Annotated in this window: 10 protein-coding genes; 5 read left to right on the forward strand and 5 right to left on the reverse strand. The window is 49.9% G+C overall.

Annotated elements, in window-relative coordinates; genetic code table 11:
• Positions 1-11: 11 nt before the first annotated feature.
• Both BSQ33_RS02115 and BSQ33_RS02120 read right to left on the reverse strand, forming a co-directional pair.
• The gene (locus tag BSQ33_RS02115) at positions 12-680 is read right to left on the reverse strand and encodes a DUF2726 domain-containing protein (RefSeq protein ID WP_021021905.1); all 669 of its coding nucleotides are present in this window, start codon (positions 678-680) and stop codon (positions 12-14) included.
• 153 nt (positions 681-833) lie between these two features.
• Positions 834-1814, reverse strand: coding sequence for a chemotaxis protein (locus BSQ33_RS02120; RefSeq protein WP_021021904.1), 981 nt, complete (start codon positions 1812-1814; stop codon positions 834-836).
• 509 nt (positions 1815-2323) lie between these two features.
• Between BSQ33_RS02120 and BSQ33_RS02125 the strand changes: the two genes are divergently transcribed.
• From BSQ33_RS02125 to pilW, 3 genes are all read left to right on the forward strand, one after another.
• Positions 2324-2554 carry a hypothetical protein gene (locus BSQ33_RS02125; protein ID WP_027694429.1) on the forward strand — a complete coding sequence of 77 codons (231 nt, stop codon included), beginning with the start codon at positions 2324-2326 and terminating at the stop codon, positions 2552-2554.
• 447 nt (positions 2555-3001) lie between these two features.
• Positions 3002-3943 (forward strand): homoserine O-acetyltransferase MetA, encoded by a 942-nt coding sequence (metA, locus tag BSQ33_RS02130; protein ID WP_021021902.1) that lies wholly within the window; start codon positions 3002-3004, stop codon positions 3941-3943.
• A gap of 144 nt (positions 3944-4087) precedes the next feature.
• Positions 4088-4747: a type IV pilus biogenesis/stability protein PilW gene (gene pilW / locus BSQ33_RS02135; RefSeq protein ID WP_157721345.1), complete on the forward strand. Its 660-nt coding sequence runs from the start codon at positions 4088-4090 to the stop codon at positions 4745-4747.
• On the opposite strand, the gene BSQ33_RS02140 is transcribed toward pilW, so the two are convergent.
• Both BSQ33_RS02140 and BSQ33_RS02145 read right to left on the reverse strand, forming a co-directional pair.
• Positions 4744-4989 (reverse strand): hypothetical protein, encoded by a 246-nt coding sequence (locus BSQ33_RS02140; RefSeq protein WP_232471945.1) that lies wholly within the window; start codon positions 4987-4989, stop codon positions 4744-4746. The genes pilW and BSQ33_RS02140 overlap by 4 nt on opposite strands.
• Positions 4990-5412: 423 nt before the next feature.
• On the reverse strand, positions 5413-6285 hold the full coding sequence (locus BSQ33_RS02145) for a LysR family transcriptional regulator (RefSeq protein WP_021021899.1): 873 nt from the start codon (positions 6283-6285) through the stop codon (positions 5413-5415).
• Between the two features lie 96 nt (positions 6286-6381).
• Here BSQ33_RS02145 and BSQ33_RS02150 point away from each other — a divergent pair, with 96 nt between their 5' ends.
• Entirely contained in the window at positions 6382-7587 is a 1206-nt protein-coding gene (locus BSQ33_RS02150; RefSeq protein ID WP_088133160.1) for an MFS transporter, read from the forward strand.
• 49 nt (positions 7588-7636) lie between these two features.
• On the forward strand, positions 7637-8209 hold the full coding sequence (locus tag BSQ33_RS02155) for a DUF1415 domain-containing protein (protein ID WP_088133161.1): 573 nt from the start codon (positions 7637-7639) through the stop codon (positions 8207-8209).
• A gap of 69 nt (positions 8210-8278) precedes the next feature.
• Here BSQ33_RS02155 and BSQ33_RS02160 read toward each other — a convergent pair whose 3' ends face one another.
• Entirely contained in the window at positions 8279-25378 is a 17100-nt protein-coding gene (locus tag BSQ33_RS02160) for a VCBS domain-containing protein (protein ID WP_088133162.1), read from the reverse strand.
• Between the last annotated feature and the right edge of the window lie 351 nt (positions 25379-25729).

A 25729-nucleotide genomic window follows, 5' to 3' on the forward strand; every position in this document is an offset into this window, starting at 1 on the left:
TGATTGTAAACTTAATTCGCCTCCTCATTATCTTCATACACGACGTTGTAATTCTCTGTATAATTACAATGAGGCTGGCGGCTACATGTAAAGAATCGTCTCCCTTTATGGTCACCTTGCGTTGCTACCCGAATGATCATCGGGCTACCACATTTTTTACAGAATCGAACTTCTCTATCCGCTTCAATCAAATCGATATGCGCTGCCAAAAGTCGCCGCAAGCGGCTCACCTGATAACTATATTTGATGGTCGTGCCAATCAGAGGGATATTCGCCGAGCGGCAGACACTCAATAGTAATTTTTCGCGCTCGATCTTTGCCTTACTCAAGGATTTGCCATTATCGAGTTCAATGGCCGCACGGACTTCAAATGTTCTGGGGTCACAGACAACAAACTGAAAGCTATATTTTGAGATCTTGTGACTGGCAATAAAAATATCTTTTTTCTTTTTCAGTCCAGTGGGGACCAATACCTGAGCCATATTCACTTTGGCAAACACAACACCTTGGTCTCCGACCGCTTCAATTAACGCACGATAAAAAATACTTTCAGCGGGGTTGAGCAGCGGTCCAAACCGTCGATAACTAAACTCTTTTGTGTCATCTTTTTTAATGATGTACCGCTGAGCAAAAAGAAAGAACAAGACTAACAATGCAACAATAATAAAAATGTTCAGCATCGTAATTCAATCCCCCAGTGATGCACCTGAATATAAACCAGAAACGTACCACCCAAAAACATTACATCAACCAATCGTCTGATAAAACAGAATACCCAATCAATCGAAATCCTGAATCAAAACCAGACAGCATCATAACTGTTTTTAGCCTGGCTACTCGGTCTCGAAAATATACTGATCCATCATCCCCACCAATCTACCGATCTCCGGTTTGGTAATCGTATCGTTAGCTCCCAATGTCAATGCTTTATGACGGTTGTCATCACTCATCAACGAAGAGAACATTACAATGGGAATATCACGATATGAGTTATTCTCTCTCAGCCGTTTTACCAAATGCATCCCATCCATACGAGGCATTTCAACATCGGTCACGACCGCATCAATCAGCTCTCGAACCGGCACACCTTCTTTCGCAGCGGCTTGTTCAATATTCATGAGTTTTTCAAAAGCTTCGCCGCCATCTTTACAAGCAATGACGTTATAACCGGCAGAGCTCAGTGTGTCTTGGATCAGACTACGGATAAACGCAGAATCATCAACAACCATTACGGTTTTTGCATTTCTCTTGCTCACCATTTTCTGATTCAGGTCGATACTCTTATCCACTCTGACATCATATTTCTCCATGCTCAGTTCTGGGTTAATATCTGCAATGATTTTTTCAAAATCCAAAATCATAATCAGATGCCCTTCTTTGCGCACGACAGCAACAACGCAATCCTGCTCCCCGGCTTCGAGAAACTGACTTGGCGATTCAACGTCATTCCAAGAAATTCGGTGAATCCGACTGACACTATCGATTAAAAATCCATTCGTCATCCGGTTAAAATCTGTCACGATAACAAATTTGCTCTCAACATCCGGTGACTTCGGGATCCCCAGCCAACCAGCGAGATCAACCAGCGGGGTCAATATATCCCGAGAAGAAAACACCCCAATCATATGTGGCTGAGCATTCGGATAATCTGTAGTTTCCGGGACTTGAATGACCTCTCGGACTTTTGCAACGTTAATACCATAGTAACAAGTTTTGGTGCCACCACTCGGTAGCCGTTTTTCTATGTGAAACTCGATAATCTCAAGCTCATTGGTACCGCTTTCTGTCAAGATCGTACTAGTTGGATTACTCATACTGCTCTACTTCTATTCTGGATTGGTCCGGGCTGTAAAAACAGCAATTTTAGCATTGTTATTGTAGATCTTATCTACCCGACTATCGTTATTTTATCGACGAATAAACGAAAGAATATGACCAGTATCTGATTGTTTCACCTCAAACAAAAAGTTTCTCTTTATCAGAGCAACACCGATCACATAGATGTTCCGTCGCTCATATTGTCAGGATTTTGTAAAAATAACAATAAATTCATCAGCTAAGTCTGCGTCAGTCTCGTAGGCTAATTCACTGAAACACGCTCTAGATAAAAGAATCTGTTATCACGAAAAAAACTTTAAAAATTTCATTATGAATTTAGGTAAAGATCACAAGAAAATGATGATTTATGTCCTTGGTGTTACCATATAGATTGTATACTTTTTATACGAAGTGCTGAAACTATTGCATGTATTATAAAATCATCCGAAAAGTATGTGGTACGCCGGGGGAAAAATTGGAAGGGCAAAAACATAAGGAACATACAATGAGACGTGATGAGCTAGGTATTTGTTTATCCCATAAGATGCTGGTAGACAATTTAGATTCAACTTTTACTTGTATCCGTGCTTATAAGGCCGTCGCTAATGATGTCGACGATTTACCGCCTTTGCTTGCATTTCCTCAAATGAAAGGCAAAGACGTCTTGTTATCGATGAAAGGTAAAAATAAGCTCATATGGCGAGCAGATTTCTTCTGCCCGAGTTTTCATAAGTAAATCTGACCACTGTCTGTCATCTCTTCTCTTGTTACCACAGATAAGCGAACCATTCAGCGTAAGTGCTTATCTGTGGTGATTGTCGTTGTCTTTGTTGTTACGATTTTACTTTTCATCGTTCAGCATGAATTGGCAGCCATTGTACAAACCTAGGGGCTGTTGAACTTTCGTGATGTTTTTTGCAGCAATTTGTCGTGCATTTAGTCAAGGCAGGTCATGTGAAGTGTAGCGATCTACATGAACCATGACCTAACGCTGGATAAATGAGCGACAAATACTGCCCAGAGGGTTCATCTGAACAAAATTCAACCACGAAAGGTCAACAGCCCCTAATAACCATCACATATCAGCTCACATACGAACTTGATTTTTTCTCGACATATGTGAACGATTCGGTTAAGTTTAGATGTATAGACGTCCAGATAGATTTATTGTGAGAGTGATACTGTGCCGATAAAGATTCCTGATCAACTTCCTGCAACTGATGTTCTTATGCATGAGAACATTTTCGTCATGCATGAATCTCGAGCTTCTACTCAAGGAATCAGACCCCTCAAAGTGCTGATACTGAACTTAATGCCGAAAAAAATTGAGACCGAAACTCAATTTTTACGCCTGCTCTCCAATAGCCCCTTGCAGGTAGATGTTGAACTGTTACGGATCGATAATCGTCCGAGTCGCAATACGCCCGAAGAACATTTAGATATGTTTTATCGGCAGTTTGAGATGGTGAAAGACCGTTACTTCGACGGATTAATTGTAACGGGTGCACCGCTGGGATTGGTCGCTTTTGAAGATGTTGTCTACTGGCAGCATCTCGAATCCATCATCCAGTGGGCAAGAGATCATGTCACTTCAACGCTATATGTCTGTTGGGCCGTTCAGGCAGGACTTAATATTCTCTATGGGTTGCCAAAACTGACCCGTAAGGAAAAACTCTCCGGAGTTTATACCCATTCCCTACAGAAAGATTTCCATCCTCTGCTCCGTGGATTTGATGACTCTTTTCTTGCCCCGCATTCCAGATATGCAGATTTTCCTGTCGATTACATTCGAGAAAACACCAGTCTCGATATTCTTGCAACTTCAGAAGATGCGGGCATGTATCTGGCAACCAGCCCGGATAAACGTCATGTGTTTGTGACTGGCCATCCTGAATATGATGCCTTCACTCTACACGGCGAGTACGTCCGGGATCTAGGCGAGGGCTTGGAACCGACCATTCCGGTCAACTATTACCAGAATGATAATCCTGACAATCAACCCATCGCCAGTTGGCGAAGTCACGGACATTTGCTGTTTTCAAACTGGCTTAACTACTGTGTTTACCAGCAAACACCTTATGATCTGGAACATTTCAGTGAAGATAAGTTCACCAAAGATGATTAAAACAATGTCTTTTTATTCAAGGGCGGCCAGTTGAGGTCGCTCTTTTTTTATCTGCGTCGCAAGATATTCGCTGCCATATTTCATTACTGTTGAATCGCTATATCATCCGTCAAATCAATGAGAAAGAGATCGAACGGAGGCCATATGACACGTCAATTCATACTAGGGTGCTGGCTTGTCATTTCAGGTTGCAGCCATACGCTCCCCTCACCTGCTGAGCATAACCGAATTGCAGATGCCAGAATTACGCTGAGTATTGCTTACCTTCAACGTCATGAACCTCAAAAAGCGCTGTTCAACCTGATACAGGCTGCCAAAATCGCGCCTCATTATATTCGATTACAACTCGCGCAAGCTTATTACTATGAAACGGTAGGTGAAACCGATAAAGCCAAACAACAGTATGTGCTGGCACTAAACGAGCATCCGAACGATCCGGACGTATACAACAACTATGGGACATTTTTGTGTAAACAGGGGGAGATCAAACAGGCCCAACACTATTTCGCTCAAGTTTACTCAAGAGCAAACTACCCTCAGATTGCCGCCAGCTATGAGAATGCCGCGCTCTGCTCACTAAAATCCGGTCATTCTTTGCAAGCACATCAATATTTTTTGCAGGCACTGAATCATGATCCCAAACGATTCCAGTCTCAGTTTTATCTTATTCAAATGGCAATCAAAGCCCGGCAACTTGCCGTTGCCAGAACGCGTCTTGCTACATTCATTCAAGATTTCGGAACAACAAAACAATCGCTGGTATTTCAGCATCAATTAGAGCAAGAGATGAATCGCCATCGCTAATCACGAGGTGTTCTCGGCCAACGCATGGGATGATAAGGCTTCAACTTATGTCGTTGTTTGTAATGGAGGCGTCTGCGTTTTAAAACATATTGTGTGCGGTGAATCCGCAAGTATTCTCGGATGATCAGCCGAATGAATAAAATCAGTCCAACCGCAAGCATAATCCCAATCACGATCAGAGCCGGGCGGCATAACCAATCAGGTTTACATGGTGCGTAATAAAAAACCTGAATATCCATCATTATGCTCCTTTCAGCATAGCGGACTCTACATATTATTCAGGCACAAGCAACGAATTACCTTCGCCTTCTTGGTCGCTTTGGTCGTTTTGAACGTTGGATGACACGTTCAGATTTCAATCGATGCCTTTCTTTGTAATGCAATCTACGACGTTCCTGAACATATTTGGTTCGATTTTTAATACGGATATATTCACGAATAACGAGGATAATCATCCAAACAACCACACACGCCACAACAACATAGAATGTCAACATCAAATATCGACATAACCAGTAAGGTTGGCACGGCAAGTACATATCAGCATCCATTTCAACCTCCCTGATTGCGAGTTCAGTCTGAAACGAGCTGTCTTAAACCTAGCACGATTTCAACGCATGCACATTGTTCTGACTAACATTTTACACTTTTATACTCACTGTATCTTAAGACACATGGTCTTTCACAAACTGAATAAAAGCCTGATTTGCATAAGATAGATAGCCATCATTACGCCACGCTAATGCCAAATGCACTGGCACTGGGGGATCAAAAGGAATCGCGCGAACACTCGGTTCCTGATCTGTCACCAATTCCAATAATGCACTGATTGCATATTCACGTTTTACAATCCTTAAAATCATCGGTAACAGATTGGTTTCAAATGAGATCTGAGCATGGAAATCATGAGCCAAACAGGCTTGCTCAATAAATTCTCGATGATAATATCCCGGTTGAAAAGTAACCAATTCATGTTGTAAAAACGTATCCAGACAGATATGGGAATTATCGGCCAATTCATGATGCTGACTGACAACTGCGACCATCTGAGATGTCAGTAAGGGATCGACATTCAGCCCCTCCGGGATGTCTCGATTTAAAATTACACCGATATCCAACTCTCCGGTCAACAACATATTCCGGATGGATTGACCACCGGCCTCAACCACTGTCATTTTCAGATTCGGATAGTGACTCTTAAAAGCCATGACAATTTCAGGGAAAAAATAAGATCCAGTCATACTCGGTGTTCCCAGACGAACTTCCCCTTTCACCAGACCTTTCAACTCATCCATCGCCAAATGCGCATCATCAACCTGCTGTAAAATACGCTGCGCGTACTCATACAGTATCTTTCCTTCATCAGTCATACTCACTTTACGCTCATCTCTTTTGAGCAAACGCATTCCCAACTGCTGCTCAAACTTCTTAATCGAAATGCTTAAAGCTGACTGGGCAATATGCAGCGATCGAGCCGCTGCGGTAAAACTTCCGGATTGGACAATTGCGGTGAAGTATTTCAGTTGACGAATTTCCATCATATATAAATTATATAGCAACAATATTTTTAATATATTTTATTAATCGAAATGCTAATGTTACGTTGGTCACAAGATAAACGACAGGACAAATGAATGATCGAATGCCATACCCCCCAATACCGTCAGGTTTCTTTCGGATTAGCTTTCGGTGCCTTCATTGTCTTTTGTAATTTATATCTTTTTCAGCCGATTCTCCCCCATATGGCCGAGCTCTATCAGTTGTCTGAAACAAAAGTAAACTGGCTTTTTGCAGCATCGACCTTAGCGTTGGCTGTCACATTAGTACCTTGGGCAATCTGTTCCGAAGCATTCGGACGCCGAAAAATCATGATGATTGGCTTACTGATACTCCCTTTACTTGGCCTTGCCCTGCTGATTCATCCGACATGGTGGACTCTGGTCACAGCACGGGCACTGACCGGGGTCGCGATTGCAGCTTTTGCCTCCGTGGCTGTCGCTTATATGGTTGAGGAATTTTCACCTCAGGCTTTTCAAGCAGCGATCGGAAGTTATATTGCAGCGAATTCTTTAGGAGGGATCTGCGGACGGATTGCCGGAGGCAACCTCACCGATCTGTTCAGTTGGCAAACCGCTGTCGCGGTGGTCAGTGTCTTGAGCATCGCTGGCGCATTATATGTGTATTTCAAGCTCCCGCCTCAGCAACATTTCACCCCCCGTAAAGGACAGTTTTTACAACATCAACGTTCCGTATTAATGCATCTTCGCCAACCTAAATTATGGCTGGCGATGTTGTTTGGTGGGGCAAATTTTGCTCTGTTTGTGAACTTGTACTCTGTAATGGGATTTCGTTTAGTTGCTGCACCCTATTCGATTCCTGTCGGACTGGCATCACTAATCTTCGTCTGTTATCTGGGAGGGACTCTGAGTTCACGTCTTACCGCTCGCTGGCTCAGACATCACAGTACCGTTACCGGCATGGTTGCTGGTACATGCCTGAGCTTATCCGGCATGTGGCTCGCAATGATTGAATCACTGCCAATGCTCGTTATTGGTTTAATCTGTATCAGCTCAGGCGCCTTCTTCAGTCATACATTGGCTTACGCTTGGGTGAGTCAACATGCCAAACAAGCAAAAGCAACAGCGACCGCGCTTTATTTGGTGCATTATTACTTGGGCGGGAGTCTTGGCGGATTCTTCTTGATTGCATGTTGGCAGCATGGCGGCTGGCATATGGTCGTTGCCGGAGGTACAGTCATTTATCTGCTGCTGTTTATCTTATGCTGGCGACTGAAAGCGTTTGAAACTTTCCAGACGCAACAACATACGAACTCAATCTAAATTTCATGGTATTCTGCCTGCAAATTTGTCCATGCAGTAATTTGATACTATGAACTCTCAATCAGATCATACACTGATTCATCAAATGGTCGAACAATGGCTGACGCAAGTTGTCATCGGCCTGAATTTATGTCCTTTTGCAGCCAAACCGTATAAAAAGAAACAGATCAAAATCCATATCAGTCAAGCGCGGCAAGATGAGGCATTACTGGAAGATATCTATCAGCAATTGCTCGAATTAAACACCACGCCACCTGAACAACTGGAAACAACACTGGTTGTTGTGCCTCATTTTCTTGCATCATTTGAGGATTACAATCAGTTCATTGACTGGATCGACGCCCTCATCATGCAATATCAATGGGAAGGCATTTATCAAGTTGCGACTTTTCATCCCGATTATTGCTTTGCCGGTAATCATCCTGAAGATGATGACAACCTCACCAACAAATCCCCCTATCCGATTTTTCATCTCATCCGGGAAGAAAGCATCGAAAAGGTTCTGACTCACTACCCTCACCCCGAATTAATCCCTGATCATAATATTCAGCGGATAAAAGACCTCGCCCCTGAAGAAAAAAATCGATTATTCAGCTATTTGATGACCAGTCATTGCAAGTAATACAGACAAAAAAGCCAGTGCGGACTCCCACACTGGCTTTAATATTTCAGCAACAACGCAGCGACGTGATTAACCGTGATATTTCACCGAGAACTCATGATCATTAATAATCACTGCAATGGTACTACTCACATCAAAGCTGGAATCATGACCAAAGTCGGCAACATTCACATCATTGATACTCAGGTGAGTCTGTCCATGTTCAGTTGTCACTTCAACATGTTGATCCAGATATTGCTGAATTGCATCATTATCCTGGTTATCTAAGGCATCGGCTAGCAGGTTAGACAAATCAATCGCATCCTCAGAACTTTGGAAATCCTGAATTCGATCAACAGAAGAAGAGTCCAGAACAAACAGGTCTTCACCGGCACCACCAATCATCACATCAGAGCCATCTGCATGATGGTCATCTTGTGAGCCACCAATCAAGATATCATTACCAGCACCACCCGAGAGATAATCATCACCCGTACCACCAATCAGAATATCATTACCATCCCGGCCATACAGATAGTCATCATTGTCTCCACCATCGAGTAAATCACCTTCGCCACCATAACTACTGATAATAACATCATCACCATGACCACCGCTTAACCAATCGGCACCATCGAGTCCGCCATCAATCCTATCGTCTCCGCCATGACCGTCCATATGATCATTATCGAGTGAACCAAGTAAGTAATTATCTTTATGGTCTCCATCAGTTTGCCAATAATGCCCGGCTTCAAACTGGTCGATTCGGTCCTCATATCCTGCTGCCATTGCTTCATGGTCGGTGATCACATCAACAGAGCCTGCCGCCGTCACATCACCATTTACAGTTGGATAAGCATCACTGCCCAGTACGGAATAATCCCCCGTAACACCATCCGTTACATCAGCCAACGAAACCGTTAATTGATGGGCTCCACCCTGATCCCAATAAATAATTTCAACAGTCTGATAGCCGGAACCATCCACGGTAAAGGTAAAGGTATCGGTTGTCGCAGACTGAATACCATCATATTCGGCGACAACAACCCCATTAATTTTAACCTGATAACCGTCATCCGCGGTGACTTTCATTGAATAAGTACCGCTATCGAGCGCAACACCACCGGTTAAACGGACAACAGCATCTGATGAACTTTCCTTATCGTTGAAAACAACAGAGCCATCATCTCCGGTATCTTCCAGCCATTCTTCGAGATTTGTGCGACCATTTAACCAATAAGATGAATCATATCCTCCTAAATCATTGGCAAACAAATCACTCTGATAATTAACTTGGGTCGAGGTAAATTCAGCATTCGGATCCTGATTCTGGATAATCGCCAGTGCATCAGCAAGGCTATCGACATTATTCCAGTGATTAGACCAACTTTCTTGGTAGTTATAAAACTCACCATGGAGGCCTGAGCTCAACGGTGCGGCAGAATTTCCGGACACTTCAAAGTTGAGTGAACTGGTTGCACTATCGCCATCATTATCCGTGACCACATAGTTAAATGAATCCGTTGCCGTTGTCCCTTCATCCAGAGCTGCCAGCGCATCTTCATTGACATCGTAGGTATAATGACCATCAGCATAAACGGTAAGAGTACCGTATTCCCCATGGATTACCGTGGCACCGTTATTTTCTGTCCCGGATTGCCACACCACGGAAGCCATGCCGTCAGCACCCGCATCATAATCGACCGTTCCTGTTACCATTTGGTCAGGATGAGAATCCGGAGGCGTGTTCAGACTCGCAACGAGCGTATAGGTTTCGGTTTCGCCTTCTGCTGTCACGACAGTTTTCGAAATCGTACCGTCGTCTTTCTTAAAGCCTTCAATATCTAATCGATACATAACCCCATCGATTTCGACATCAACATAATCCGTCGTCAATGTAATTGAATCACCATCAGTATTCGTGTTATTTGACGTCTCATCATGATCAACATTCAAGTGAATGGTAATCGACTGGGTCACCCCATTCACTGTCACCTGAGTAACGATTGTTAATACCGTGCTATCCAGTGTCGACTCATTGCTCAAAACCGAACCATTGTGGTGCACTAAAGTCGCCAGTTCAAATGGCTGCCCCTCAGTATAATCATACGCCCTTTGCTGTGATGACACTTGATAAGAGGAGTAACTACTATCCCACGGCCCCGAGGTTCCCCAAGTAATACTTGAATCCGTTTGTTGAGTGTGCCAACAACCATTATCAAAAACAGAGTTCCCCAATGACACTGTCGTCCCGGAAACCGAAAAATCAAACGGCGCATCATCAGTTTCAACCACAACGTCTGTTGTATGGGAATCCGGTGAATCATCTTCAATCGAGACTTGAATGGATTGAGTTGAAACCGTTTGACCATCATCCGCAGAAATACCGAAATCAACTTGAAGTGAATCTTCACCTGATGAATCAGGATGATCGACCGGACCTTGCATATTAACTGAATACGAATAGTCGCCATTTCCTTCATCGGAAATACTAATCGTCATGATGGTTTCACCATTTGCCTGACCAATCAAAGAACCATCTTCCAGCAACGTCCAGATGATCGCGATACCATGGCTATACAACGGCGTTGTTGGTGCAACAAGTGACAACGTCACGCCAGATGAGTCCGAATCGGATACAGAAAAAGACCCTGAAGCTTGTCTGGCATTTGTCGTATCACGACTACCGGTCGTATCAGGGTTCCCCTGCTCTAAACCTTCCTCAGAAATCGAGACCTGTTTTGCTGAATCCTCCAAAGCAATAACAGGCGCATCATTCGTACCGGTAATATCAATCTCGATTTGTTGTGTGGTGCCATCACTTGCTGTCAGGGTAATGGTATCAGTCGCATGATCGCCATCCGCCAGAGACTGGGCTTTACTTTGATCTAAGGTGTAGGTCCATTGACCATTCACTAGGGTCAAACTGCCATAAGTGCCACTGACCGTGGTATCGTCAAACACCGGATTATCTCCGGCATCCGCATCGGTGATCGCGATGCTGCCGCTGACCTGTGTCACATCACCGATATCTCCTTCGGTCACACTGCCGCTGACTGTACCGGTCACCACCGGCGCATCATCGGTACCGGTCACCGTAATGGTCAAGGTGGTGGTCGTGCTCGCATAGTGATCATCAGTCACAGTGACTGGTACTTCAATCACCTGAGTCTGACCAGCATTCAGGGCATCATAACCGGAGGCATCAAAGCTATAGCTGCCATCGGCATTGACCGTCAGGCCGGGCACGGTTGATTCGGTGCTATACGTCAGACTGGCGCTATCCGGTAAGTCCACATCGGTCGCAGTAATGCTGCCAGTAATCGTCGCGTCTTCACTGACCGACCGGGTCACGGCTTCAGCCATCGGCGCATCATTGGTGCCCACCACCCGAATAGTCAGTGTCGTGGTCCCCGTCGCGCCAAGATCATCGGTCACCGTGATCGGTACTTTGATTATCTGTATCTCACCCGCAGTCAACGCATCATAGCTCGATGCATCAAAACTGTAAGTACCATCAGCATTGAGCGTTAAGCCTGCCACATTCGATTCAGTACTAAACGTCAGACTCGCGTCATCCGGTAAATCGACATCGGTGGCAATGATGCGACCGGTAATCGCGTCATCTTCCGCCACAATCGCCCCTGCTGTATCCACCACCGGTGCATCATTGGTCCCGGTCACAGTAATCGTCAGTGTCGTACCCGTCTCTGCGCCGAGATCATCGGTGACCGTGACAGGCACTTCAATCACCTGTGTCTCGCCTTCCTCTAAGGCGTCATAACCGGAAGCATCAAAACGATACGTTCCATCAGCATTGAGCGTCAGGCCTAACACATTTGATTCGGTACTGAACGTCAGACCAGCACCCGCCGGTAAGTCTACATCGGTCGCCGTTATACTGCCGGTAATCGTCGCGTCTTCAGTAACCGAGTCAGTCACTGCCTCTGCTACCGGCGCATCATTGGTGCCCACCACCCGAATAGTCAGTGTCGTGGTCCCCGTCGCGCCAAGATCATCGGTCACCGTGATCGGTACTTTAATTATCTGTATCTCACCCGCAGTCAACGCATCATAGCTCGATGCATCAAAACTGTAAGTACCATCAGCATTGAGCGTTAAGCCTGCCACATTCGATTCAGTACTAAACGTCAGACTCGCGTTATCGGGCAAATCAACATCGGTGGCAACGATGCGACCGGTAATCGCGTCATCTTCCGCCACTATCCTCATCGTTTCATGAGCTTGTGGTGCATCATTGGTGCCGGTCACGGTAATCGTCAGTGTAGTGGCCGTCTCCGCACCCTGATCATCAGTCACTTTGACAGGCACTTTAATGACTTGCGTCTCACCTTCTGACAAATGGTCATAGCTGGATGCATCAAAACTGTAGCTACCATCGGCATTAAACGTCAGCCCAGGGACGGTTGATTCGGTGCTATACGTCAGACTCGCATCATCCGGTAAATCCACATCGGTCGCAGTAATACTGCCACTGATGGCCGCATCTTCACTGACCGAGCGGGTCACCGCTTCAGCCACCGGTGCATCGTTGGTCCCGGTGATTTGAATATCAATCTTCTGCGTCGTGCCGTCACTGGCGGTCAGGGTCAGGGTATCTGTGACGGTTTCATCTTGCGCCAAAGACTGAGCTTGCTGTTGATCTAAGGTGTAAGTCCATTGTCCGTTCACCAGAGTCAGGCTGCCGTAAGCACCATCGACCGTGGTATCGGCAAACACCGGATTATCACCGGCATCCGCATCGGTGATCGCGATGCTGCCGCTGACCTGCGCCACATCCCCGACATCCCCTTCAGTCACACTGCCGCTGACGGTACCGGTCACCACCGGTGCATCATCGGTACCGGTCACGGTAATGGTAAGCATCGTGGTCACCGTCGCACCCAGCTCATCCGCTACGGTCACCGGCACTTTAATCACTTGCGTCTCACCGGCATTCAGCGCGTCATAACCGGACGCATCAAAACTGTAGCTGCCATCGGCATTAAACGTCAGGCCGGGCACGGTTGATTCGGTGCTATACGTCAGACTGGCGCTATCCGGTAAATCCACATCAGTCGCAGTAATACTGCCACTGATGGCCGCATCTTCACTGACCGACCGGGTCACCGCTTCAGCCACCGGCGCATCGTTGGTCCCGGTGATTTGAATATCAATCTTCTGCGTCGTGCCGTCACTGGCGGTCAGAATAAGGGTATCTGTGACGGTTTCACCTTGCGCCAGAGACTGGGCTTGCTGTTGATCTAAGGTGTAAGTCCATTGTCCGTTCACCAGAGTCAGGCTGCCATAAGCACCATCGACCGTGGTATCGGCAAACACCGGATTATCACCGGCATCCGCATCGGTGATCGCGATGCTGCCGCTGACCTGCGCCACATCCCCGACATCCCCTTCAGTCACGCTGCCGCTGACGGTACCGGTCACCACCGGTGCATCATCGGTACCGGTCACGGTAATGGTAAGCATCGTGGTCACCGTCGCACCCAGCTCATCCGCTACGGTCACCGGCACTTTAATCACTTGCGTCTCACCGGCATTCAGCGCGTCATAACCGGACGCATCAAAACTGTAGCTGCCATCGGCATTAAACGTCAGCCCCGGCACCGTTGCCGTCGTGCTATACGTCAGAGTCGCATCATCCGGTAAATCCACATCAGTCGCAGTAATACTGCCACTGATGGCCGCATCTTCACTGACCGAGCGGGTCACCGCTTCAGCCACCGGTGCATCGTTGGTCCCGGTGATTTGAATATCAATCTTCTGCGTCGTGCCGTCACTGGCGGTCAGGGTCAGGGTATCTGTGACGGTTTCATCTTGCGCCAAAGACTGAGCTTGCTGTTGATCTAAGGTGTAAGTCCATTGTCCGTTCACCAGAGTCAGGCTGCCGTAAGCACCATCGACCGTGGTATCGGCAAACACCGGATTATCACCGGCATCCGCATCGGTGATCGCGATGCTGCCGCTGACCTGCGCCACATCCCCGACATCCCCTTCAGTCACACTGCCGCTGACGGTACCGGTCACCACCGGCGCATCATCGGTACCGGTCACGGTAATGGTAAGCATCGTGGTCACCGTCGCACCCAGCTCATCCGCTACGGTCACCGGCACTTTAATCACTTGCGTCTCACCGGCATTCAGCGCGTCATAACCGGACGCATCAAAACTGTAGCTGCCATCGGCATTAAACGTCAGCCCAGGGACGGTTGATTCGGTGCTATACGTCAGACTCGCATCATCCGGTAAATCCACATCGGTCGCAGTAATACTGCCACTGATGGCCGCATCTTCACTGACCGCCCGGGTCACCGCTTCAGCCACCGGTGCATCGTTGGTCCCGGTGATTTGAATATCAATCTTCTGCGTCGTGCCGTCACTGGCGGTCAGAGTCAGGGTATCTGTGACGGTTTCACCTTGCGCCAGAGACTGGGCTTGCTGTTGATCTAAGGTGTAAGTCCATTGTCCGTTCACCAGAGTCAGGCTGCCATAAGCACCATCGACCGTGGTATCGGCAAACACCGGATTATCACCGGCATCCGCATCGGTGATCGCGATGCTGCCGCTGACCTGCGCCACATCCCCGACATCCCCTTCAGTCACGCTGCCGCTGACGGTACCGGTCACCACCGGCGCATCATCGGTACCGGTCACGGTAATGGTAAGCATCGTGGTCACCGTCGCACCCAGCTCATCCGCTACGGTCACCGGCACTTTAATCACTTGCGTCTCACCGGCATTCAGCGCGTCATAACCGGACGCATCAAAACTGTAGCTGCCATCGGCATTAAACGTCAGCCCCGGCACCGTTGCCGTCGTGCTATACGTCAGACTCGCATCATCCGGTAAATCCACATCAGTCGCAGTAATACTGCCACTGATGGTCGCATCTTCACTGACCGACCGGGTCACCGCTTCAGCCACCGGTGCATCGTTGGTGCCCACCACGGTAATAGTGAGTGTGGTCTCAGCCGTCGCGCCCCGATCATCGGTCACCGTGATCGGCACTTCGATGACCTGTGTCTCTCCCGCAGCCAACGCATCATAACCGGACGCATCAAAACTGTAACTACCATCGGCATTGAGCGTCAGACCGGGCACGGTTGATTCGGTGCTATATATCAGACTCGCATCATCCGGTAAATCCACATCAGTGGCGGTGATATTGCCGGTAATCGTCGCATCTTCACTGACCGAGCGGGTCTCCGCTTCAGCTACTGGAACATCGTTAGTGCCCACCACGGTAATGGTGAGCGTGGTCTTAGCTGTCGCACCGCGATCATCCGCCACGATCACAGGTACTTCGATGACCTGTGTCTCTCCCGCAGCCAACGCATCATAGCCGGACGCATCAAAACTGTAGCTGCCGTCCGCATTAAGCGTCAGACCGGGCACGGTTGATTCGGTGCTATATATCAGACTGGCATCATCCGGTAAATCCACATCAGTGGCGGTGATATTGCCGGTAATCGTCGCATCTTCACTGACCGAGCGGGTCTCCGCTTCAGCCATCGGCGCATCATTGGTGCCCACCACGGTAATGGTGAGCGTGGTCTTAGCTGTCGCACCGCGATCATCGGTGACCGTGATCGGCACTTCGATGACCTGTTTTTCACCCGCAGCCAACGCATCATAGCTGGCAGCGTCAAAACTGTAGCTGCCGTCCGCATTAAGCGTCAGACCGGGCACGGTTGATTCGGTGCTATATATCAGACTGGCATCATCCGGTAAATCCACATCAGTGGCGGTGATATTGCCGGTAATCGTCGCATCTTCACTGACCGAGCGGGTCTCCGCTTCAGCCATCGGTGCATCATTGGTGCCCACCACGGTAATAGTGAGTGTGGTCTCGGCCGTCGCGCCGCGATCATCGGTGACCGTGATCGGCACTTCAAGCACCTGTGTCTCTCCCGCACCCAAGGCATCATAGCCGGATGCATCAAAACGATAAGAGCCGTCCGCATTAAGCGTCAGACCGGGGACGGTTGATTCGGTGCTATATATCAGACTGGCATCATCCGCTAAGTCCACATCAGTGGCGGTGATATTGCCGGTAATGGTCGCATCTTCACTGACCGAGCGGGTCTCCGCTTCAGCCATCGGCGCATCATTGGTGCCCACCACGGTAATAGTGAGTGTGGTCTCAGCCGTCGCGCCGCGATCATCGGTGACCGTGATCGGCACTTTGATCACCTGTGTCTCTCCCGCAGCCAACGCATCATAACCGGATGCATCAAAACTGTAGCTGCCGTCCGCATTGAGTGTCAGACCGGTCACGGTTGATTCGGTGCTATATATCAGACTCGCATCATCCGCTAAGTCCACATCAGTGGCGGTGATATTGCCGGTAATGGTCGCATCTTCACTGACCGAGCGGGTCTCAGCCTCAGCCATCGGCGCATCATTGGTGCCCACCACGGTAATGGTGAGCGTGGTCTTAGCTGTCGCGCCGCGATCATCGGTGACCGTGATCGGCACTTCGAGCACCTGTGTCTCTCCCGCAGCCAATGCATCATAGCTGGCAGCGTCAAAACTGTAGCTGCCGTCCGCATTAAGCGTCAGACCGGGCACGGTTGATTCGGTGCTATATATCAGACTCGCATCATCCGCTAAGTCCACATCAGTGGCGGTGATATTGCCGGTAATCGTCGCATCTTCACTGACCGAGCGAGTCTCGGCTTCGGCCATCGGCGCATCATTGGTGCCCACCACGGTAATGGTGAGTGTGGTCTTAGCTGTCGCGCCCCGATCATCGGTCACCGTGATCGGCACTTCGATGACCTGTGTCTCTCCCGCAGCCAACGCATCATAACCGGATGCATCAAAACTGTAGCTGCCGTCCGCATTGAGCGTCAAACCGGGGACGGTTGATTTGGTGCTATATATCAGACTGGCATCATCCGCTAAGTCCACATCAGTGACGGTGATATTGCCGGTAATCGTCGCATCTTCACTGACCGAGCGGGTCTCGGCTTCAGCCATCGGCGCATCATTGGTGCCCACCACGGTAATGGTGAGCGTGGTCTTAGCTGTCGCGCCGCGATCATCGGTGACCGTGATCGGCACTTCAAGCACCTGTGTCTCACCCGCAGCCAAGGCATCATAGCTGGACGCATCAAAACTGTAGCTGCCGTCCGCATTAAGCGTCAGACCGGGCACGGTTGATTCGGTGCTATATATCAGACTCGCATCATCCGCTAAGTCCACATCAGTGGCGGTGATATTGCCGGTAATGGTCGCATCTTCACTGACCGAGCGGGTCTCCGCTTCAGCTACTGGAACATCGTTAGTGCCCACCACGGTAATGGTGAGCGTGGTCTTAGCTGTCGCACCGCGATCATCGGTCACCGTGATCGGCACTTCGATGACCTGTGTCTCTCCCGCAGCCAAGGCATCATAGCCGGATGCATCAAAACGATAAGAGCCGTCCGCATTAAGCGTCAGCCCAGGGACGGTTGATTCGGTGCTATATATCAGACTCGCATCATCCGGTAAGTCCACATCAGTGGCGGTAATATTGCCGGTAATGGTCGCATCTTCACTGACCGAGCGGGTCTCCGCTTCAGCCATCGGCGCATCATTGGTGCCCACCACGGTAATGGTAAGCGTGGTCTTAGCTGTCGCGCCCCGATCATCGGTCACGATCACAGGCACTTCGATGACCTGTGTCTCGCCTTCCGACAATTGATCATAGCTGGACGCATCAAAACGATAAGAGCCGTCCGGATTTAAGGTTAGACCGGGTACGTTTGAGTCCGTGATAAACACCAGATTTTGACCAGCAGGCAAATCGACATCGGTGGCGGTGAGACTGCCGGTAATGGTCGCATCTTCACTGACCGAGCGGGTCTCCGCTTCAGCCATCGGCGCATCATTGGTGCCCACCACGGTAATGGTGAGCGTGGTCTTAGCTGTCGCACCGCGATCATCGGTCACCGTGATCGGCACTTCTATGACCTGTGTCTCTCCCGCACCCAACGCATCATAACCGGACGCATCAAAACTGTAACTGCCGTCCGCATTAAGCGTCAGACCGGGCACGGTTGATTCGGTGCTATATATCAGACTGGCATCATCCGGTAAATCCACATCAGTGGCGGTGATATTGCCGGTAATGGTCGCATCTTCACTGACCGAGCGGGTCTCCGCTTCAGCTACTGGAACATCGTTAGTGCCCACCACGGTAATGGTGAGTGTGGTCTTAGCTGTCGCACCGCGATCATCCGTCACGATCACAGGTACTTCAATGACCTGTGTCTCTCCCGCAGCCAACGCATCATAGCCGGACGCATCAAAACTGTAGCTGCCGTCCGCATTAAGCGTCAGACCGGGCACGGTTGATTCGGTGCTATATATCAGACTGGCATCATCCGGTAAATCCACATCGGTGGCGGTGATATTGCCGGTAATGGTCGCATCTTCACTGACCGAGCGGGTCTCGGCTTCAGCCATCGGCGCATCATTGGTGCCCACCACAGTAATGGTGAGCGTGGTCTTAGCGGTCGCGCCCCGATCATCGGTCACGATCACGGGGACTTCAATTTCTTGTGTCTCACCTACGCCCAGCCCGTCATAACTGGATGCGTCAAAACTGTAACTGCCGTCCGCATTGAGTATCAGACCGGGGACGGTTGATTCGGTGCTATATATCAGACTCGCATCATCCGGTAAATCCACATCAGTCGCAGTAATACTGCCACTGATGGTCGCATCTTCACTGACCGAGCGGGTCACCGCTTCAGCCACCGGTGCATCGTTGGTGCCCACCACGGTAATAGTGAGTGTGGTCTCAGCCGTCGCGCCCCGATCATCGGTCACCGTGATCGGCACTTCGATGACCTGTGTCTCTCCCGCAGCCAACGCATCATAACCGGACGCATCAAAACTGTAACTACCATCGGCATTGAGCGTCAGACCGGGCACGGTTGATTCGGTGCTATATATCAGACTCGCATCATCCGGTAAATCCACATCAGTGGCGGTGATATTGCCGGTAATCGTCGCATCTTCACTGACCGAGCGGGTCTCGGCTTCAGCCATCGGCGCATCATTGGTGCCCACCACGGTAATGGTGAGCGTGGTCTTAGCTGTCGCGCCGCGATCATCGGTGACCGTGATCGGCACTTCAAGCACCTGTGTCTCACCCGCAGCCAAGGCATCATAGCTGGACGCATCAAAACTGTAGCTGCCGTCCGCATTAAGCGTCAGACCGGGCACGGTTGATTCGGTGCTATATATCAGACTCGCATCATCCGCTAAGTCCACATCAGTGGCGGTGATATTGCCGGTAATGGTCGCATCTTCACTGACCGAGCGGGTCTCCGCTTCAGCTACTGGAACATCGTTAGTGCCCACCACGGTAATGGTGAGCGTGGTCTTAGCTGTCGCACCGCGATCATCGGTCACCGTGATCGGCACTTCGATGACCTGTGTCTCTCCCGCAGCCAAGGCATCATAGCCGGATGCATCAAAACGATAAGAGCCGTCCGCATTAAGCGTCAGCCCAGGGACGGTTGATTCGGTGCTATATATCAGACTCGCATCATCCGGTAAGTCCACATCAGTGGCGGTAATATTGCCGGTAATGGTCGCATCTTCCGCCACGATTCCCACCGCGGCCTGTGCCTCCGGCGCGTCATTGGTGCCGGTGATGGTAATGGTTAGTGTGGTGGTCACTGTCGCGCCGCGATCATCCGTCACGATCACGGGGACTTCAATTTCTTGTGTCTCACCTACGCCCAGCGCGTCATAGCCGGACGCGTCAAAGCTGTAACTGCCGTCCGCATTGAGTGTCAGACCGGGGACGGTTGATTCGGTGCTATATATCAGACTCGCATCATCCGGTAAGTCCACATCGGTCGCAGTCATGCTGCCGATAATCGTCGCATCTTCACTGACCGAGCGGGTCTCGGCTTCGGCCATCGGCGCATCATTGGTGCCCACCACGGTAATGGTGAGCGTGGTCTTAGCTGTCGCACCGCGATCATCGGTCACCGTGATCGGCACTTCGATGACCTGTTTTTCACCCGCAGCCAACGCATCATAGCTGGCAGCGTCAAAACTGTAACTGCCGTCCGCATTAAACGTCAGGCCGGCCACATTCGACTCGGTGGTAAACACCAAATCTTGCCCCGTGGGTAAATCCACATCGGTCGCTGTCACACTGCCGGTAATGGTCGCATCTTCCGCCACGATTCCCACCGCGGCCTGTGCCTCCGGCGCGTCATTGGTGCCGGTGATGGTAATGGTTAGTGTGGTGGTCACTGTCGCGCCGCGATCATCCGTCACGATCACGGGGACTTCAATTTCTTGTGTCTCACCTACGCCCAGCGCGTCATAGCCGGACGCGTCAAAGCTGTAACTGCCGTCCGCATTGAGTGTCAGACCGGGCACGGTTGATTCGGTGCTATATATCAGACTCGCATCATCCGGTAAATCCACATCAGTGGCGGTAATATTGCCAGTAATGGTTGCATCTTCACTGACCGAGCGGGTCTCAGCCTCAGCCATCGGCGCATCATTGGTGCCCACCACGGTAATGGTGAGCGTGGTCTTAGCTGTCGCACCGCGATCATCGGTGACCGTGATCGGCACTTCGATGACCTGTGTCTCGCCTTCCGACAGTTGGTCATAGCTGGACGCATCAAAACGATAAGAGCCGTCCGCATTGACCGTCAGACCGGGCACGGTTGATTCGGTGCTATATATCAGACTCGCATCATCCGCTAAGTCCACATCAGTGGCGGTGATATTGCCGGTAATGGTCGCATCTTCACTGACCGAGCGGGTCTCCGCTTCAGCTACTGGAACATCGTTAGTGCCCACCACGGTAATGGTGAGCGTGGTCTCAGCCGTCGCGCCGCGATCATCCGTCACGATCACAGGCACTTCGATGACCTGTGTCTCTCCCGCAGCCAACGCATCATAACCGGACGCATCAAAACGATAAGAGCCGTCCGCATTGAGTGTCAGACCGGGCACGGTTGATTCGGTGCTATATATCAGACTCGCATCATCCGCTAAGTCCACATCAGTGGCGGTGATATTGCCGGTAATCGTCGCATTTTCACTGACCGAGCGGGTCTCAGCCTCAGCCATCGGCGCATCATTGGTGCCCACCACGGTAATGGTGAGCGTGGTCTTAGCTGTCGCACCGCGATCATCGGTGACCGTGATCGGCACTTCGATGACCTGTTTTTCACCCGCAGCCAACGCATCATAGCTGGCAGCGTCAAAACTGTAACTGCCGTCCGCATTAAGCGTCAAGCCGGCCACATTCGACTCGGTGGTAAACACCAAATCTTGCCCCGTGGGTAAATCCACATCGGTCGCTGTCACACTGCCGGTAATGGTCGCATCTTCCGCCACGATTCCCACCGCGGCCTGTGCCTCCGGCGCGTCATTGGTGCCCACCACGGTAATGGTGAGCGTGGTCTTAGCTGTCGCACCGCGATCATCGGTGACCGTGATCGGCACTTCGATCACCTGTGTCTCTCCCGCAGCCAATGCATCATAGCCGGACGCGTCAAAGCTGTAACTGCCGTCCGCATTGAGTGTCAGACCGGGGACGGTTGATTCGGTGCTATATATCAGACTCGCATCATCCGGTAAGTCCACATCGGTCGCAGTCATGCTGCCGGTAATCGTCGCATCTTCACTGACCGAGCGGGTCTCAGCCTCAGCCATCGGCGCATCATTGGTGCCCACCACGGTAATGGTGAGTGTGGTCTTAGCTGTCGCACCGCGATCATCGGTCACCGTGATCGGCACTTCGATGACCTGTGTCTCTCCCGCACCCAGCGCGTCATAACTGGCAGCGTCAAAACTGTAACTGCCGTCCGCATTAAGCGTCAGACCGGGCACGGTTGATTCGGTGCTATATATCAGACTCGCATCATCCGCTAAGTCCACATCAGTGGCGGTGATATTGCCGGTAATGGTCGCATCTTCCGCCACGATTCCCACCGCGGCCTGTGCCTCCGGCGCATCATTGGTGCCCACCACGGTAATAGTGAGTGTGGTCTCAGCCGTCGCGCCCCGATCATCCGTCACGATCACAGGCACTTCGATGACCTGTGTCTCTCCCGCAGCCAGCGCGTCATAGCTGGCAGCGTCAAAGCTGTAACTGCCGTCCGCATTGAGTGTCAGACCGGGGACGGTTGATTCGGTGCTATATATCAGACTCGCATCATCCGGTAAATCCACATCAGTGGCGGTAATACTGCCGGTAATGGTCGCATCTTCACTGACCGAGCGGGTCTCGGCTTCAGCCATCGGCGCATCATTGGTGCCCACCACGGTAATAGTGAGTGTGGTCTTAGCTGTCGCACCGCGATCATCGGTGACCGTGATCGGCACTTCGATCACCTGCGTCTCGCCTTCCGACAATTGATCATAGCTGGACGCATCAAAACGATAAGAGCCGTCCGGATTTAAGGTTAGACCGGGTACGTTTGAGTCCGTGATAAACACCAGATTTTGACCGGCAGGCAAATCGACATCGGTGGCGGTGAGACTGCCGGTAATGGCCGCATCTTCGTTCACTGAAGCCGTTGCGGCTTGGGCGACAGGCGCATCATTAGTACCGGTGATGGTGATGGTCAGTGTGGTGGTATCGCTCGCACCGCGCTCATCAAGCACAGTTACGGGCACTTCAATCACCTGCGTCTCGCCTTCCGACAATTGGTCATAGCTGGACGCATCAAAACGATAAGAGCCATCCGGATTTAAGGTTAGACCGGGTACGTTGGAATCAGTGGTAAATACCAGATTTTGGCCAGCAGGCAAATCGACATCGGTGGCGGTGAGACTGCCGGTAATGGCCTCATCTTCGCTCACTGAATCCGTTGCGGCTTGGGCGACAGGCGCATCATTAGTACCGGTGATAGTGATGGTCAGTGTGGTGGTATCGCTCGCACCGCGCTCATCAAGCACGGTTACGGGCACTTCAATCACCTGTGTCTCGCCTTCCGACAATTGATCATAGCTGGACGCATCAAAACGATAAGAGCCGTCCGGATTTAAGGTTAGACCGGGTACGTTGGCATCAGTGATAAACACCAGATTTTGACCAGCAGGCAAATCGACATCGGTGGCGGTGAGACTGCCGGTAATGGCCTCATCTTCGCTCACTGAATCCGTTGCGGCTTGGGCGACAGGCGCATCATTAGTACCGGTGATAGTGATGGTCAGTGTGGTGGTATCGCTCGCACCGCGCTCATCAAGCACGGTTACGGGCACTTCAATCACCTGCGTCTCGCCTTCCGACAGTTGATCATAGCTGGATGCATCAAAACGATAAGAGCCGTCCGGATTTAAGGTTAGACCGGGTACGTTGGAATCAGTGGTAAACACCAGATTTTGACCAGCAGGCAAATCGACATCGGTGGCGGTGAGACTGCCGGTAATGGCCTCATCTTCGCTCACTGAATCCGTTGCGGCTTGGGCGACAGGCGCATCATTAGTACCGGTGATAGTGATGGTCAGTGTGGTGGTATCGCTCGCACCGCGCTCATCAAGCACAGTTACGGGCACTTCGATCACCTGCGTCTCGCCTTCCGACAATTGATCATAGCTGGACGCATCAAAACGATAAGAGCCGTCCGGATTTAAGGTTAGACCGGGTACGTTGGAATCAGTGATAAACACCAGATTTTGACCAGCAGGCAAATCGACATCTGTGGCGGTGAGACTGCCGGTAATGGCCGCATCTTCGCTCACTGAATCCGTTGCGGCTTGGGCGACAGGCGCATCATTAGTACCGGTGATGGTGATGGTCAGTGTGGTGGTATCGCTCGCACCGCGCTCATCAAGCACGGTTACGGGCACTTCAATCACCTGCGTCTCGCCTTCCGACAATTGGTCATAGCTGGACGCATCAAAACGATAAGAGCCATCCGGATTTAAGGTTAGACCGGGTACGTTGGAATCAGTGGTAAACACCAGATTTTGACCAGCAGGCAAATCGACATCGGTGGCGGTGAGACTGCCGGTAATGGCCGCATCTTCGTTCACTGAACCCGTTGCAGCTTGGGCGACAGGCGCATCATTAGTACCGGTGATGGTGATGGTCAGTGTGGTGGTATCGCTCGCACCGCGCTCATCAAGCACGGTTACGGGCACTTCAATCACCTGCGTCTCGCCTTCCGACAATTGATCATAGCTGGACGCATCAAAACGATAAGAGCCGTCCGGATTTAAGGTTAGACCGGGTACGTTGGAATCAGTGGTAAATACCAGATTTTGGCCGGTAGGCAAATCGACATCGGTGGCGGTGAGACTGCCGGTAATGGCCGCATCTTCGTTCACTGAATCCGTTGCGGCTTGGGCGACAGGCGCATCATTAGTACCGGTGATGGTGATGGTCAGTGTGGTGGTATCGCTCGCACCGCGCTCATCAAGCACGGTTACGGGCACTTCAATCACCTGCGTCTCGCCTTCCGACAATTGATCATAGCTGGACGCATCAAAACGATAAGAGCCGTCCGGATTTAAGGTTAGACCGGGTACGTTGGAATCAGTGGTAAATACCAGATTTTGGCCGGTAGGCAAATCGACATCGGTGGCGGTGAGACTGCCGGTAATCGTTGCATCTTCGTTCACCGAAGCCGTTGCAGCTTGGGCGACAGGGGCGTTGTTAGTATCAACAATATTACCGTCAGTGGAATCTCCGGTTAATCCATTCGATGCAGGATCAGGAGTATTCGTGGAAGCTAATGTATTGAAAACATCAAGCAGCGCTAGACCTTGTGTGGTTGATAGCGACAAACTGGAGAAACGATAGAGACCTTGCGTACTAAAATCGGTTTGTGCAATAAGCTCGTCATTAATCGCTTCAACCGTCGCACTTGTTGACAGACTTGAGCCAGAAGCACTACCCGCAGCCGGAGCAAAGGTTTCACCTAACTGTGTCGGGTCATTCCCTTGCTCGATCGCCGTAAGCAATTGATTCACATCATTCGTGATATCAACTTTATCACCATCCGCTGTTACAACCTTCGCGTTAAGAGCCGTATATTCATCATGATTTAAAAAGTTCCCGCCTTCTAAAATAACCACTCCTGGCGGGATAATTTCTCCAGGTTTGATGGTAATGACGTTTCCATCCTGATCGATGATAATAACTTGGTCTTTTGCTACATCAGGCAGAGAAATCTTTGACTCAAACCTCATAAATGGCACCCCTAAATCACATGTATATCAACAACGTGTTAATCAACTTAACGTATAACTATCGGTTCTCAATCAATACACCTGACAATCGCTATATTCATACATTTCTTGATTATATATCATACAGCAGTCTAACACTATATTCGTGGCACAAATCACATTATTAAGAGGGGGTTTTTACAATAATAGCCCGACTCTCTCACGATGCTACTTTTTTGAAAATTTAAGACACAATAGCTTTTAAGCCTCAGAAACAATCTAGAAAAGGTTATATACTTGTATTTCCATGTATTAATGTGAGTGATACTCACAAATTACTGTATGGAAAGAGAGATATTAATATAACCACAT

It is taken from the genome of Vibrio gazogenes (genome assembly GCF_002196515.1).
GTDB lineage: Bacteria > Pseudomonadota > Gammaproteobacteria > Enterobacterales > Vibrionaceae > Vibrio > Vibrio gazogenes_A.

Coding starts and splice junctions, on each gene's coding strand:
- BSQ33_RS02115 (WP_021021905.1), bottom strand. CDS start 680: ATGCTGAACATTTTTATTATTGTTGCATTGTTAGTCTTGTTCTTTCTT.
- BSQ33_RS02120 (WP_021021904.1), bottom strand. CDS start 1,814: ATGAGTAATCCAACTAGTACGATCTTGACAGAAAGCGGTACCAATGAG.
- BSQ33_RS02125 (WP_027694429.1), top strand. CDS start 2,324: ATGAGACGTGATGAGCTAGGTATTTGTTTATCCCATAAGATGCTGGTA.
- pilW (WP_157721345.1), top strand. CDS start 4,088: ATGACACGTCAATTCATACTAGGGTGCTGGCTTGTCATTTCAGGTTGC.
- BSQ33_RS02140 (WP_232471945.1), bottom strand. CDS start 4,989: ATGATGGATATTCAGGTTTTTTATTACGCACCATGTAAACCTGATTGG.
- BSQ33_RS02145 (WP_021021899.1), bottom strand. CDS start 6,285: ATGGAAATTCGTCAACTGAAATACTTCACCGCAATTGTCCAATCCGGA.
- BSQ33_RS02150 (WP_088133160.1), top strand. CDS start 6,382: ATGATCGAATGCCATACCCCCCAATACCGTCAGGTTTCTTTCGGATTA.
- BSQ33_RS02155 (WP_088133161.1), top strand. CDS start 7,637: ATGAACTCTCAATCAGATCATACACTGATTCATCAAATGGTCGAACAA.
- BSQ33_RS02160 (WP_088133162.1), bottom strand. CDS start 25,378: ATGAGGTTTGAGTCAAAGATTTCTCTGCCTGATGTAGCAAAAGACCAA.